Origin of the sequence: Methanoregula sp. (assembly GCF_028712425.1) — an archaeon.
Classification (GTDB): domain Archaea; phylum Halobacteriota; class Methanomicrobia; order Methanomicrobiales; family Methanospirillaceae; genus Methanoregula.
In genome coordinates this window covers 77,641-90,866 of record NZ_JAQTQD010000002.1, presented here as the reverse complement: position 1 = coordinate 90,866, position 13,226 = coordinate 77,641, and the positions used below count along the sequence as shown (strand labels likewise).

14 protein-coding genes are annotated in these 13,226 nt (G+C 55.3%); 2 read left to right on the top strand and 12 right to left on the bottom strand.

Annotated features, from left to right (window positions below; genetic code table 11):
• Window positions 1-184: 184 nt before the first annotated feature.
• Window positions 185-1,282, top strand: coding sequence for a C39 family peptidase (locus PHF39_RS01325; protein WP_300219387.1), 1,098 nt, complete (start codon window positions 185-187; stop codon window positions 1,280-1,282).
• 385 nt (window positions 1,283-1,667) lie between these two features.
• Here PHF39_RS01325 and uvrB read toward each other — a convergent pair whose 3' ends face one another.
• The 10 genes from uvrB to PHF39_RS01275 all read right to left on the bottom strand — a co-directional run bounded on the left by uvrB (window position 1,668) and on the right by PHF39_RS01275 (window position 10,483).
• Entirely contained in the window at window positions 1,668-3,602 is a 1,935-nt protein-coding gene (uvrB, locus tag PHF39_RS01320) for an excinuclease ABC subunit UvrB (protein WP_300219385.1), read from the bottom strand.
• Between the two features lie 496 nt (window positions 3,603-4,098).
• Complete coding sequence (locus PHF39_RS01315; RefSeq protein ID WP_300219384.1) at window positions 4,099-4,596, bottom strand: hypothetical protein; 498 nt, start codon at window positions 4,594-4,596, stop codon at window positions 4,099-4,101.
• A gap of 75 nt (window positions 4,597-4,671) precedes the next feature.
• Entirely contained in the window at window positions 4,672-5,754 is a 1,083-nt protein-coding gene (locus PHF39_RS01310) for a radical SAM protein (RefSeq protein ID WP_300219382.1), read from the bottom strand.
• Entirely contained in the window at window positions 5,744-6,364 is a 621-nt protein-coding gene (locus PHF39_RS01305) for a hypothetical protein (RefSeq protein WP_300219380.1), read from the bottom strand. The genes PHF39_RS01310 and PHF39_RS01305 overlap by 11 nt, the downstream gene beginning before the upstream one ends.
• The gene (locus PHF39_RS01300; RefSeq protein WP_300219378.1) at window positions 6,364-7,146 is read right to left on the bottom strand and encodes a 4Fe-4S binding protein; all 783 of its coding nucleotides are present in this window, start codon (window positions 7,144-7,146) and stop codon (window positions 6,364-6,366) included. Before PHF39_RS01300 ends, PHF39_RS01305 begins: the two co-directional genes overlap by 1 nt.
• A 44-nt stretch (window positions 7,147-7,190) precedes the next feature.
• On the bottom strand, window positions 7,191-7,949 hold the full coding sequence (locus PHF39_RS01295) for a 4Fe-4S dicluster domain-containing protein (RefSeq protein WP_300219376.1): 759 nt from the start codon (window positions 7,947-7,949) through the stop codon (window positions 7,191-7,193).
• Window positions 7,950-7,965: 16 nt separating this feature from the next.
• Complete coding sequence (locus PHF39_RS01290; RefSeq protein ID WP_300219374.1) at window positions 7,966-8,781, bottom strand: EFR1 family ferrodoxin; 816 nt, start codon at window positions 8,779-8,781, stop codon at window positions 7,966-7,968.
• Window positions 8,778-9,263, bottom strand: coding sequence for an ArsR family transcriptional regulator (locus PHF39_RS01285; protein ID WP_300219372.1), 486 nt, complete (start codon window positions 9,261-9,263; stop codon window positions 8,778-8,780). The genes PHF39_RS01290 and PHF39_RS01285 overlap by 4 nt, the downstream gene beginning before the upstream one ends.
• Entirely contained in the window at window positions 9,260-10,177 is a 918-nt protein-coding gene (locus tag PHF39_RS01280) for a metalloregulator ArsR/SmtB family transcription factor (protein WP_300219370.1), read from the bottom strand. The genes PHF39_RS01285 and PHF39_RS01280 overlap by 4 nt, the downstream gene beginning before the upstream one ends.
• A 111-nt stretch (window positions 10,178-10,288) precedes the next feature.
• Entirely contained in the window at window positions 10,289-10,483 is a 195-nt protein-coding gene (locus tag PHF39_RS01275) for a hypothetical protein (protein ID WP_300219368.1), read from the bottom strand.
• Between the two features lie 169 nt (window positions 10,484-10,652).
• Between PHF39_RS01275 and PHF39_RS01270 the strand changes: the two genes are divergently transcribed.
• Complete coding sequence (locus PHF39_RS01270) at window positions 10,653-11,171, top strand: GNAT family N-acetyltransferase (RefSeq protein WP_300219367.1); 519 nt, start codon at window positions 10,653-10,655, stop codon at window positions 11,169-11,171.
• Window positions 11,172-11,237: 66 nt separating this feature from the next.
• Here PHF39_RS01270 and PHF39_RS01265 read toward each other — a convergent pair whose 3' ends face one another.
• Together PHF39_RS01265 and rbcL are read right to left on the bottom strand one after the other, a co-directional pair.
• Complete coding sequence (locus PHF39_RS01265) at window positions 11,238-11,717, bottom strand: GyrI-like domain-containing protein (protein ID WP_300219365.1); 480 nt, start codon at window positions 11,715-11,717, stop codon at window positions 11,238-11,240.
• Window positions 11,718-11,835: 118 nt separating this feature from the next.
• A complete protein-coding gene (rbcL, locus tag PHF39_RS01260) occupies window positions 11,836-13,128 on the bottom strand; it encodes a type III ribulose-bisphosphate carboxylase (RefSeq protein WP_300219364.1) in 1,293 nt (430 codons plus the stop codon).
• Window positions 13,129-13,226: the final 98 nt, after the last annotated feature.

Sequence of the window (13,226 nt, the reverse complement as noted above, 5' to 3'; positions counted from 1 at the left end):
GGTTCAGAAACCTTTACACAAAGTCCTCCGACAAACGCGACACTATAATTTGCACCTCCCTTGCCCATACAGGAATACCAGGATTCTGATCCTGCCTAAGAAATCCGATGATAGGAGAAGCAAAACCATGAACAACTCATTACGAAGTATTGTTTTCTTATTGGTACTTCTGTCGTTCCTGATAGTGCCAGTGCTTGCAACAGATACCAATCTTGCAGTGCCGTATTACCAGCAGGAAACCGACTATTATTGCGGTCCTGCTGTTGCCCAGATGTGGATCGATTTCCACAGCAGTCTCGTAAGCCAGAATACGTTGTACACATTTATCCAGAACCATAACATCGAATCCGGATGGTCCACCGATCCTCAGGGACTCGAAGACGTTGTGGGAAACTATGTGACAAATCTTATCACTGACGATCACAAGTGGAGTTCAGCTGACGCTGCAATAATGGGGCAGGCTGTGGATACTGTCAACCGGGGAATCCCTTCTGCCTCGTTGATTCATGAGGGGTATCACTGGAATGCAGTAAAAGGTGTGAGTTACACCCAGTACGGGGGCCAGATTTACCAGATCAACGGTGTCTGGGTCCAGGATCCCTGGTACACAATGTCAGCTAACATATATTATGCCGTTAATTCATGGAAGAATGAATTTACTCAGGTCGATTTCCCTTCTTCGACTTGGGATAATTACTGGGTAACGGTTCAGGGTTACTGGGGAAGCCGCGGCGGCGCTCCTGATTACGATAAGGAGATTGAAAACATCCGGTTAATGGATGAATCCGCAGTAAGTACCCCCATCACGGCAGAGACGGACATTGCCGGTTTCGCACGCGAACAAATGAATAAACAGGATCTGTTCCAGGAAGAGCTTAAGGGAAGTAGTCCGGGAAATACCGTGCTCGTTCATTCCCTTAACAAAAATTATCCGGATTACTATCTGATTCCGTTTGAAAAGGATGGAGTTCCTGTGGTAGTTTCCAAGGTTGACGTTAAGGGAGATACAGCTGTGTTCAGCGCGGGTGCAGCACTGGAGAAGGGTGCCAGCAGTATAAAACCTGATCTGGATGAAGCGAGAAAAGCCTTGGAATATGCGGGCTATGGAGACCTTGAGAATGCACGCCTTGTATGGAAACCCTGCGAACAGACAATGTCGGAGTTCATGCCGGTATGGGAGTTCTCGAACAATGCCAATGAAATAAAATACGTTGGTTATAACCCGTTCGAACAGAAGGTTATGGTGTACGACAACCTTACCCCAGGAAAGATGAGAGGATAACATCTTCCTTGGACTTTTTTTTATGATTCCTTCACAATGACCATCACGATACTCCGATACAATGATGGGGGCTGATGCCCCCATACCCCTATTATGATAGATGCCGCCGAAGTCGAAGAGCGCTTCCGCACTCTTCTCCCATCTCATCCCGTTGGGATTCGATGAGAGGGTTTTTTCCAAAACCCTCTGCTTCATTCTTGCAGAATGAAGCACCCCGAAGGGACGCCCCGCGAAGGGTCAATTACTCATAAAGGAGGATAGGTAATTTTGCCCAGCGAGGGGGCGACGAGCCCCCCGAGCGACCTCCGAAGGGGGTGGGATGCATCGCAATAGTTGTTGAGGTTTTATCTTTTTTTCCTTAATTGCTGAAAAAACCAAGGAATTCTTATTTCCCGCTCAGCCGCTCGTTCAGCTTCTTGATCTGGTCCCGCAGCGCAATTGCCTTCTCGAAGTCCAGGCTCTCGGCCGCGTCCCGCATCTGCTTCTCGAGATCGATGATAACGTTCGGGATCTCGGTTTTCGGCACATGCTTGGTGTCGGTGACCTCAACCTCCTTTTCCTTGATCGGTTTGATGATGGTCTGCGGGGTGATATTGTGCTTCTTGTTGAACGCGATCTGAAGGGTGCGCCGGCGTTTCGTCTCGGCAATGGCCTTCTTCATGGAGTCGGTCATGTTGTCGCCATAGAGCACGACCTTTGCGTTCACGTTCCGGGCCGCCCGCCCGATGATCTGGATCAGGCTCCGGGCATCGCGGAGGAAGCCTTCCTTGTCCGCGTCGAGGATCCCGATGAACCCGACCTCGGGGATGTCAAGACCTTCCCGGAGCAGGTTGATCCCGACCAGGACATCGAATTTACCGAGCCGGAGCTGCCGGATGATCTCACTTCGTTCAAGGGTCTGGATCTCAGAGTGGAGGTAGCGTGTCCGGATCTTCCGGTCCGAGAGGAACTCGGACAATTCCTCGGCGAGCTTTTTCGTCAGCGTCGTGATAAGGACGCGGTCGCCCCGCGCAATGGTCTTCTCCACTTCACGGATCACGTCATCCGTCTGCCCTTCAATAGGCCTGACCTCAACTTCAGGATCGACAAGACCCGTGGGACGGATGATCTGTTCCACTGCCTTGCCCGACTTCTTCAGTTCATACTCGCCCGGCGTTGCCGAAACGAAAATCACCGAATTCATGTACTGCTCGAACTCGTGGAACCTCAGGGGCCGGTTGTCGTACGCGCTCGGGAGCCGGAAACCGTAGTCGATCAGCGCTTTCTTGCGCGAACGGTCACCGTTGTACATCCCGTGGAGCTGGGGGATCATCTGGTGGCTCTCATCGATGATCATCAGGAAATCGTCCGGGAAATAGTCAAGCAGGCAGTAGGGTTTCTCGCCCGCGTTCCGGCCATCGAAATGCCGGGAATAGTTCTCGATGCCCTTGCAGGAACCGGTCTCCTCGATCATCTCGATATCGTACCGGGTCCGCTGTTCGAGCCGGTGAGCTTCGATCAGGCCGTGGGTGGGGAGCACTTCGCCAAGCTCCTTCTGGATTGATGCAATGGCAGATTTCCGGGCGCTCTCGGGAGTAACGAAGTGGCGGGCAGGATAGACATAGAAATACTTCATCTCCTCGTTCACGGCACCAGTGTTCTTGTCCACCTCGCGGATCCGCTCGATCTCGTTGCCGAAGAGCTCGATACGGATGATGTTGTTGAAGTACCCGGGGATGAAGTCGATGGTGTCGCCCTTGACCCGGAACCGGCCCGGCATCAGTTCAAGATCGTTTCGCTCGAAGAGGATGTCGATGAGCTGGCTCATGATGTCGTTCCGCGTGATCTTCTGGCCAACGGTAAGTTCAAACCCCATATTCCGGAAGTTTTCCGGGTTGCCGAGACCGTAGATGCAGGAGACTGATGCTACCACGATCACGTCTTTCCGGAACGAGAGCGAGGCGGTTGCGGAGAGGCGGAGCTGCTCGATCTTGGGGTTGATGGCCGAATCCTTCTCGATATACTGGTCCTTTGCCGGGATGTAGGACTCGGGCTGGTAATAGTCATAGTACGAGACAAAGTATTCCACGCGGTTCTTCGGGAAGAAATCGCAGAACTCAGAGTAGAGCTGGGCAGCAAGCGTCTTGTTGTGAGCGAGGACGAGCGTGGGCTTCTGCGCTGCCGCGATCACGTTTGCCATCGTGAAGGTCTTGCCGGAGCCGGTGACACCAAGGAGCGTCTGGTACTGTTTGTCCTGTTCCAGACCTTTTACCAGTTCTTTGATCGCTTCCGGCTGCGAACCGGCCGGCCCGAAGCTGGAGACGAGCTCGAATTCTGTCACGGTGCTTAGGATCTTGGAACGGGATATTAAAAGGGATGGGGATGCGGCAGGAAAGTGATCCCGGGATCCCGTGGGGGCGGGGGAGGAAAGAGACTCTCCCCGGGATACTTCCCTACGACGGAGAATGTGAGGGAGCCGCAGGCCAAAAAATTCGGCAGTGGAAACGGTGCCAACACCCACGGAAATTTTCCCGATATTTGAGTATTTTCAGAATCGGGGCGTTTTTATCAGGAATAAACCGTGCTTTTTAGCGGCCCGTAAAAATGCGCAAAAATCGCACAGCCAGCACTCCGATCCAGAGTCCGGAGGCCAACCGGCCACCGCTATGAACGAAAATTTTACCCAGAACAGGGAAGAGGAAATCCGAAAATAGAATTTTTATAAAAAACTATGAATTTGCCATCCGGCACACGCTATGAGATGCCGGGAGGCATCGCTGGTGCAGGATGTGCTTTTTCTGCTGCTGATATACACCAGGGGGAGCCCTTCCCTGCCATCAGACCGTGCCCTTTACCCGGTGCAGCATCATGATCAGCGCAAAGGAGTTTCCACCGGTGTCCTTCCCGCTGGAATACGTCAGCACAATAGACATCGTATCCGGATCAATCAGCGTGCCCTTTGCCCAGCCACCCGGCTGGTCGATGATCGTGAGGGATTTCCCATCCGGATCAACAATGCCGAGAACGGTCTGGTTTACATCAGGGCCATAGGGCTGCCGGAAGAGTTTGAAGCCTTTGACAACGGGACCTTCCTGCGAAGCAAACACCCATGTATTCTCGCCGACCGCGACATCCTGGATGGTCGTGTTCAGGTTCCACCCGGCCTCGTTTTCGGATTTCCAGGTGCCGGTGATGTCTGGATACTTCACGTCCGGTGACGGGGTAATTTCAGCCGGCGAATTCGGAGGTGAGACGGGAGTTGTCGTACATCCTGCACAGAAAAGGAACGTGATGAGGAGGGATGCAATGGCGAAAGAAAGAATAGTTTTTCTCATAACCGGAATGATTCCCCGGGATTATTTATTGGTTCCGGAACCAGGGCGAAGGTCCCGTCACGATTGTCTCTTCTCTCATTTATCCAACGCAATCATCGTCTCCACCCACACCCGGTTCGCCCGGAGCGCACAACCACCGGTCGTTTCCGTAAGCAGCCCGTGTTCGTTACGGATCCGTGAGAGCAGCCGGGACCGGAGCGCTTCCCGTAATGGGACCTCTGCAAGGTTCGCATCCGAGTACGGCGCAGCCGGGCAGGGCTCGAGATTCCCCGACGGCCCGACATGCACAAATCCCCGCCCGGCCGCAAGGCACCCGCCATACTCATCCTCATCCCCAGGAAAACCAATGAAGAGCGCCGGAAATTTCCGGTTGAAGTCCGCGAGAACGATCTGAAGGACCTTCTTTTGTTCACGGGTGAGGACGAGGTTTTCTGTGCCGGGCGCCATGGGTACGTACTCCACGTATGTAAAGACCCGGGCGCCGGCACGGGTCATCTCGCGGATGAACGCTTCGTTTGTGACCCGGGAGAAATTTTCCCGTGTGGTCGTGACCGAACAGCCGAAAAAGATATTCCGGCTTTTCAGCAATGCGCAGGTGGAGAGGAGCCGTTCATAGACCCCGTCGCCCCTCCGCGAGTCCGTGTCCTTGCGGAATCCTTCGAAACTGATAACCGGGACAATATTCCGGCATGCTGCCATTGCCTCAGCCAGCGCCTCATCGATCAGGAGCCCGTTCGTAAAGACCGGAAAGAGGATCGCGGGATGGGCCTGTGCGATCGAGAGGATCTCATCCCGCCGGACGAGTGGTTCGCCGCCGGCAATGACAATAACCGAGACCCCCAGTTCCTCTGACTGGCTGACCAGTGATGCAAGGGTGTCCGGGCTCATCTCACCAGCCTGTTTGTCCTCCCGTCCTCTCATGTAACAGCCGGTGCAGGCAAGGTTGCAGCGCGAGGTGATGCTTGCGATGATGATGGGTGGGACGATCAATCCCTCCCGCTCGTGCTTCAGCCGCACGGAGGCAGCCTTCCGCTGGTTGTGGAGGATGACCGATCCGGGGATAACAAGAGTTGGGTTACCGGCAATGATCCGGACTGCCTGTGCGAGAGTCTCGCTGATCACCGAGTCGAATTTTTCCCGGGCGTTATCATTTTGCATGAGATACTCCGAACGCATCGGAAATTTTCCGCAGCGCCGTGACCATCCATCCTGCAAATGCTACGAGCAGGATTATACCGGCAAGCACGGAAAACCCGAACTTGAGGAGCGTGGCCGCCATGGTAATCTGCGCAACACTGTACATCTCCATCGGGTATGCAAGGAGCATCGCGATGATCCCGAGGTTTTCCAGGTAATCGAAGAGTGCCCCGATGACGGGAACGACATTGAGCCGGTGCCAGCCGCTTTCCGCTGGGAGCCACCGGTGCAGGATCCACGTGATGAGCGTCGAGAGGAAGAGCGCGTAGAAGAGCGGGACGAGATGGTCGAGCGGGATGATCCGGGTCAGCTCGAACGACCGGCCGGCTTCTCCCATGGCCGCGAGGAACGCGTAGGCCTGTTCCGGCGTGTAGAACACTTCCATGTCAAGGATGCCGACCCCCCCGGTGATCGATTTAAGTTCCGCAATACCAAAGGGACGACCGTTGACAAGGAATCCCGTGACCAGGATCCCGGCAAACGCCACGAGCACGGTACGCCCCGATGTGATGCTGATGATCCGGTCCGAAACGACATCAAGGATCTTCTTCCCGCTCCTGATTCCGTCCATCACGAAACCTCCCGCTTTTCCTTTGTTTTCCACACGTACGAGATGACACCCTTCGGGCAGGTGTCCGCACATTCACCGCAGAGGATACATTCCGTTTGCTCCATCTCATCCTTCCTGACCATGCCATTCACATCAAGGCTCATCGGGCATCCCGCTGAACATACCCCGCAATCGATGCAATGACCGGAATCGGCGGAGAGGCCCAGCGCCGGCCAGCGGAACAGGTTCCGGATTTTCCTGCCGAGAATAAGCATCGGGGCGAACGGGCAGAACGTGTGGCAGAATCCGCGTCTCCCGAAGATGAGCGTGAATGCGAGAATCATAATCACCGGCCCGAGAAATGCAGCAATCCCACCTGCTGCAAGAAGGGAAATTCCGTTCTCCGTCCGGTAGAAGAGGTCGATGCTGGAAAGCCCGCCGGCCGACCAGATCGCATACCCAATGCTGCCGAAGATCCCAAGAAAAACGAGATACTTCAGCCAGTCCAGTCTTGTTGTCCGGATACGCGGATCAGAGAGAGACCGCATCAACTCCTGCAGGCCACCCGAGGGGCAGAGCCACCCGCACCAGAGCCGTGCAACAACGAGCGAGCTCAGGAAAAGCAGGATGAATATAACGAGGCCGCCCGCCACGATCCCCAGTCCTGCCGCCTCGGTGATGATCGGGCACGAGAGGTAGGCAAAGGTGATGGGGTAAAGGATGAACGAGAGGATGATGAGTGCAAGGCGCACCCGCTGCCGCGGGGATCCCAGAATCCTCCTCCCTGCCAACGGGCTTTTCATTCTCTTTCCCTCGTCTGCATCCGGCACAGGGCCATACCCTTTTTTCACCTGCGCACTATGCCGTACGTGATTGCACCCTTCGGGCAGGCATCGGCACAACTGGCACAGAGGATGCAGTCGGCGTTTTCCATCTCATCCTTCCGGACCATTCCGTTCACGTCAAGGCCCATGGGACATTCCTTCGAACACTTCCGGCAGTCGATACAGCGGGAGGAGTCGGCTGAGAGACCCAGCGCCGGCCAGTGGAACAGGTTCCGGATCTTCCGTCCTGCAACCATGATCCCGGCGATCGGGCAGAACACGTGGCAGGTCCCGCGTTTTCCGGTGATGAAGGCGATGATGAAGATGAAGAGGAAGATCATTCCTACGATCATCAGGACCTGAACCGAGGAGATCGAGATACCGTTCACGGTGCCATAGAAGGGGTCCACAGAGCGGATCCCGCCAGCCTGGAAAAAGGTGAACCCGAGCATACCAAGCCAGATGGCGGTGATGCCGTACTTGAGCCAGTTGCGCCAGCCTTCCTTTACAGTTCCCTTTATGACCGGCGAACAGATCTCCTGCCATGCGCCCATTGGGCAGAGCCACCCGCACCAAAGCCGGGCCACGACAAGCGAGAGGATAAACAGCGTAATGTACAGGAGCAGGCTGCCCGAGGCTATGCCTTCTCCGGCGCCCATCATGGGGATGATGGGGGAGATGTAGAAGATCGTGACCGGGATCAGGATGAACGAAAGGATCAGGATCCATTTCCGGATGTTCTGGCGTGACGATGCTTTTTTGGTTTCTGTGTTTTCTGTCATGGTAATTTCCTTTGAATCAAATTTGTTTTTCAGGCGCTTTACCGTGCTGGGCTTTCAGGTCGGCAACCGTGACATCCGGATTCCGGTACCGCCCCCACGATTCCGTCTTTGGCCCGGCCTGGATTGCCTGCACCGGGCAGGTATGGATGCAGCCGCAGCAGAGCTCGCACTGGTGTTTCCAGACTGGCCGGTTATTGACCAGTTCGATATTGTCCGAGGGGCAGATCGCAACGCAGGTCCCGCAGGCCGTGCACTTCTCCGTTACGGTGAATTTTTTATCGCCGTCACGAACATGAGACCGGAAATACGGATACGCGAGGGAATACAGCACGCGGCCGATGAGGGATGAGGGAAGAGTGCGTTTCTCGCACCATCCGACAGCCCCCGCTATGTCACCGATTACCCCGTCCGCTTTTTGTAAGATCTCCCGCTGTTTCTCAACCGCCAGGGGTTCGTACATCAGGATATAATTCCCGGGCATGGCAATCCCGAATCCCGCGTCGAGCCCCCGTCCCTTCCGTTTACGGATAATACTGTCAAGCTGCCGGAGTGCCGCGGACTCCCCGCCACCTCCGTGAGTCATGACACAGAAGAGATATTCTGCCGCTGCAGGATCCAGGCGCCCTGCAAATTCCGCCACCATGAGAGGCAGACCGCAGAAATAGACCGGGGCAACAATACCAATGCGTTCAGCAGCGGGTACGATGTTGCCTGAGGTATCCTGAAGCGAGACAATCGGTACAAGCTCGGTCTCTCCCAGTGCCAGAGCGATCTTTTTTGCTGCGGCAAGCGAGTTGCCGGTGCCGGTGAAGTAATAGAGAATTGTTTTCATCCCTGCCTCAGAGTCTCCTGTACTTTTGCTATCAGTGCCGCTACGGGAGTGCCGTCCTTGATCTCCTTTTCCGTGAGAGAGAACTGCCCGGCAACGATCATCTCTTTTGCTAAAAGCTCCTTTTCCATGACCTGGAGTGTCGTACCGGGATCCCCGGAACAGGTAGCGAAGATCACTGCTTTTTTCCCCCTGCATCCCGTGAGCGCGGCAAGGGCTTTCCTGATTGCCGGGACGGGTTTTCCGCCCCAGACGGGCGTCCCGATCACGACAAGATCAGACCCGGAGAGATCGATATTGTCCGGCAGGGTGCCGCTGTCCCGCACGGTCATGCCGGGTGAATGGCGGGCCATGAATGCAACAAACCGGGACAGGAGATCCCGTGACCGGATCTCGATGATCTCACCCCCGCAGGCGTTCCGAATCTGTTCGGCTATTCCAAAGGTTGTTCCCGTATACGATGCACAAATAATTTTCACATTCATACTTTCACGTCCACATTCTCCCTGGTTCCTTCACCTGGTTCTCCGTCAGCTATGCCCCTGAGCGGGTTTGCATCAATGATCTGCCGGAGCAGTTCCCCGCCGGCATCCGGGTTCTTCGCGTCATCATGGTCAAGGCTGATCTCAGCCATAACTGTCACACCCCGCTCCTCCAGCGCTTTTCTCAGGAGGGGAAGGGCTTCTCCCGGCTGGTTGTTGCATGTCGTGAAGACCACGGCCATCTTTCCCTCGCAGCCACGGAGGGCTTTCACTGCCGCGTTGATTGCGGGTGACGGTTTCCATGCCCATACGGGCGTGCCGATGATCAGGAGATCATAGCCCGAGACATCGATCTCGCCCGGTTCGATCGGGTCACACAAGCCCTTCCGGGACCGGAGAACCCCCTTGGTGTACGCGGTAAAGGAAGAGTAGGCTGCCCGTGTCCGGACCTCGACAAGATCGCAGCCGCTCGCATTCCGGATTCCCTCGGCAACATGCCGTGTAATCCCGGAGTATGAGTAATAGATGACACATGCCCGGACGCTCCGGCCGGGTGTTGCCTTTCTGACCATCTCACGGCTGCACTGTTTCATGACGGTTGCGTACATCAGCTCGAAGTGGTCCCGCAATTCCATCATCCGGTCGCGATTGATGGTGTAGTACACATAGAACCCGTCACGGCGCGATCCGACAAGCCCCTCTGCTTTGAGGGTCTTCAAGTGCTGCGAGACCGCGGGCTGGGAGATCTTCAGCCGGCCTGCAAGCTCGCTGACACCGAGCGTCCCGCTCGTGTCCGTTGATAGGATGTAAATGATCTGGAGCCGTGTAAAGTCCCCGAGTGCTTTGAATGTCCCGGCCATCTGCGGGACAATCTCGCAGAGATTGTTGCACTCGGCACACTTTTTGCAGGGCTCCATGGAATATCTGTATAAGTGTTTGCTTATACACTTATATCTTTTTGGCCCGATAGCGGATGCAAGTGACAGTACCTGCGAGCTTCATACAATACCGAAACGGGAAAAGAGAGATCAGTATTTGGGACTGATCTTGTGGAGTTTGGGATCAATCTTGTACGCAATCGGACGGTCCAGCAGGTCAAGGACATTCACTTTCTGGTCAATCAGGTCCTGGTAATTGAAATTCTCGGACTTAATCGAACTGCCCTCTCCCCACATGACCACAACTCCTTCCGGTACCTTCTTGCTGGCTACGATGTCTGGCATACACTGCGATGGAAGCGACGGATAATGAAGGTTGTGATGGGTGCAGGTGCCCATTCCTGCGGTTCGTGAGGCAGGCACGGGCCGGCCCCCGAAAAAACAAAAACCATATCCCATCCTCTGCCCGATACACTCTCACGGTCTTTGAATGTACCGGAAAAATGCTCAACAGATGTCACCAAAAGAATCCCGGAAGGAGAAGAGCTCTTCCGCCTTTACCATCCGCCCGTTTAGGAAAACCGACATTGATTTTGTAATTGGGGGGCAGCTGACGCTCTATGCCACGGAGTACGGGTTCACCTCACAGGTCTGGAACGATTATCTTACCGGTGGCGTGCAGGAGTTCCTCCGGCAGTTCGACAGCGCCCGTGACTGCATGTATATCGCAGAGCGGGATAATACTCCCTGCGGCTGTATTGCCATCACGCATACAGAAGACAGGATAGCGCAGCTCCGGTTCTACTTCATGGAAAGGGATTGCAGGGGAAGAGGAGCCGGGCGCCGGCTCATGGATCGTGCAATCGGGTTCTGCCGGGGAGCAAACTACAAGAGAGTGTTTCTCTGGACGTTCAGCACGCTGGACGCTGCCCGGCACCTGTATGCCGGGAGAGGATTCCGGATCACGGACACACACATTAACAACGAGTGGGGCGAGCCGATCCTTGAAGAGAAGTGGGAACTCGAATTGTAACCGGATAATGAAGGTTGCGACCTCTCAGACAACAGTCACCCTGCCCCCTGCGATCTTCTGGAGGGATTATGCAACAGGAATGTAGATCTCTGTCAGGATCTCTTCCGGGGGGACTTCCCGCGGATCATTGGGATAAATCTCGCGAATCGGGCCGCTGATCGTCAGTCCTCTTTGTTCTATCCATGCGAATGCAGAAAGGTACGTGGATTCGCAGGAATCATAGGGGCCCTTGTGTATGACATGAACCATCTTTCCTCCGGGCAGAGTGTACCGCCGGATATCCCCGCTTCCGGACGCAGGGCCTGTCACCGGCCAGGCAACTTCAACCCGGGCAGTACCGTTTGCATTTGCGACTTGTACCGCTTCCGGAGAGCATTCATGGCAGTTGAAGACGGGCGGGCCGGCGATGGAGATCTTCTGTTCCATCATGTAGCTGAATACCTTCATCAGGAGCTCCGGGATAAGGGCATAGGTCCCGGTCTTCTCGGTCCCCAGGACATCCATGGGAGATACCTCAATAAGGGTAATTTTTCCTTTTTCTGGCATACAGCAAAATCATGGGTTCGGGTATTATCACTATGGCATGCGGGATGTGAAAATGAATGGGTGCGGCACCCGGGCGGACTGCAAAAAAACCTGCCGCCCAAAAACGTTTGCGGAAAAATCAGACAGGTTTATAGTGGCCCCACTTGCCAAGGGCCTCTTTGAGCTCATTTGCCTTCTTTGCCTTCTCTTCAAGAGATACTCCGTCCTGCCATGCTTCCATTGCCTGAATGGTCGCCTTCGCGCCGGCCCTTGTCCCCTTCGGGTGGCCGTGGATCCCACCGGAAACAAGCAGCACCATCTCGGTGCCGTAGATGTCCATCACGTCCGGCACAAGGCCCGGGTGCAGGCCGCCGGATGAGACCGGGAATGCTGTTTTGATCTTCCCCCAGTCCTGTTCAAGAAGAATCCCCTCGACTGCCGCGGTCTTCTTCTCACGCAGCAGGTTGGCAAGCGCAAGCGACTCTTTCCGGGACCCGGTCAGCTTCCCGACCGCGGTGCCGGTATGGATCTGCGAGACACCGATAAGCCGCATCATCTTGGCGAGGAACTGCATGCTGATCCCGTGTTTCCGGTTCCGGTCGAACGCCGCGTGCATGGCCCGGTGCGCATGGATTGCAAGGCCAAGGTCCGAGCAGTAGTCCCGCATGGTCATGACAGCAGCCGTTCCGGCAACAACGACATCGATCATACAGTAGTTCCAGCCACTCGCGGCAAGGAGATCGGCCCGCTTCTTCATGGTTTCGACATCGGCGGTTATGTTTAAGAACGCAGACTTCTTCTCACCGGTCTCCTTCTCGGCCTTGTCGCGCAGCTTTGTCATGTACTTCACCCGGTCCTCGAATTTGTTGAACGAGGTGGAGGTGAGGTTCTCATCGTCCTTCACGAAATCGAAGCCGCCCATCCAGGTCTCGTACCCGATGTCGGCGTGCTCCTTTGCCGAGAACCCGATCTTCGGCTTGGGCACTGCGCCGGTAAGGGGACGTTTTTTGATCCCCATCATCTTCCGGATGCCGTCGTTCCCAAAGTGCGGCCCTTTGAAATGCTTCAGGTATGCGGGAGAAAGTGAGACATCAATAAGGCGCAGGTTCCTCACCGCTTTCATGCCGAAGATATTGCCCGCGATCCCGCTCATGAGCTGGACTGCGTTGCCTTCTTCCCAAAGCTCGATGGGATACGCGATCTTCACGACATTTCCGTCAATGTCGAATGCGGTCGCCTGCAGGGCTTTCATCCTTGGGGGCATGGAAAAGAGCGTGGTCCACGTGCCGGTCGAACTCTCTGATGCGATCCGGCCGGCGGCTTCCCTGCCGCTGACACCCGCCGCGGGTTCGAAATAGAAGAGGCAGACGAGGTCATCCTTTGCCGGTTCGTACTTCAGGTCAACGAATTCCTTGTACCAGTCAATCGCCATAGCAGTTCCTGTAATGTAGTAAAGGTTATCTTGGCTAAAAAAGGTGTACAATAGAATAACATTCCCTGCCATCGTTTTGGCCGGCGTTACGCAGCACA

Bases quoted from the DNA above. Each gene is read 5' to 3' on its own strand.
- PHF39_RS01315 (WP_300219384.1), bottom strand. From the start codon at position 4,596: ATGAGAAAAACTATTCTTTCTTTCGCCATTGCATCCCTCCTCATCACG.
- PHF39_RS01310 (WP_300219382.1), bottom strand. From the start codon at position 5,754: ATGCAAAATGATAACGCCCGGGAAAAATTCGACTCGGTGATCAGCGAG.
- PHF39_RS01305 (WP_300219380.1), bottom strand. From the start codon at position 6,364: ATGGACGGAATCAGGAGCGGGAAGAAGATCCTTGATGTCGTTTCGGAC.
- PHF39_RS01300 (WP_300219378.1), bottom strand. From the start codon at position 7,146: ATGAAAAGCCCGTTGGCAGGGAGGAGGATTCTGGGATCCCCGCGGCAG.
- PHF39_RS01295 (WP_300219376.1), bottom strand. From the start codon at position 7,949: ATGACAGAAAACACAGAAACCAAAAAAGCATCGTCACGCCAGAACATC.
- PHF39_RS01290 (WP_300219374.1), bottom strand. From the start codon at position 8,781: ATGAAAACAATTCTCTATTACTTCACCGGCACCGGCAACTCGCTTGCC.
- PHF39_RS01285 (WP_300219372.1), bottom strand. From the start codon at position 9,263: ATGAATGTGAAAATTATTTGTGCATCGTATACGGGAACAACCTTTGGA.
- PHF39_RS01280 (WP_300219370.1), bottom strand. From the start codon at position 10,177: ATGGAGCCCTGCAAAAAGTGTGCCGAGTGCAACAATCTCTGCGAGATT.
- PHF39_RS01275 (WP_300219368.1), bottom strand. From the start codon at position 10,483: ATGCCAGACATCGTAGCCAGCAAGAAGGTACCGGAAGGAGTTGTGGTC.
- PHF39_RS01270 (WP_300219367.1), top strand. From the start codon at position 10,653: ATGTCACCAAAAGAATCCCGGAAGGAGAAGAGCTCTTCCGCCTTTACC.
- PHF39_RS01265 (WP_300219365.1), bottom strand. From the start codon at position 11,717: ATGCCAGAAAAAGGAAAAATTACCCTTATTGAGGTATCTCCCATGGAT.
- rbcL (WP_300219364.1), bottom strand. From the start codon at position 13,128: ATGGCGATTGACTGGTACAAGGAATTCGTTGACCTGAAGTACGAACCG.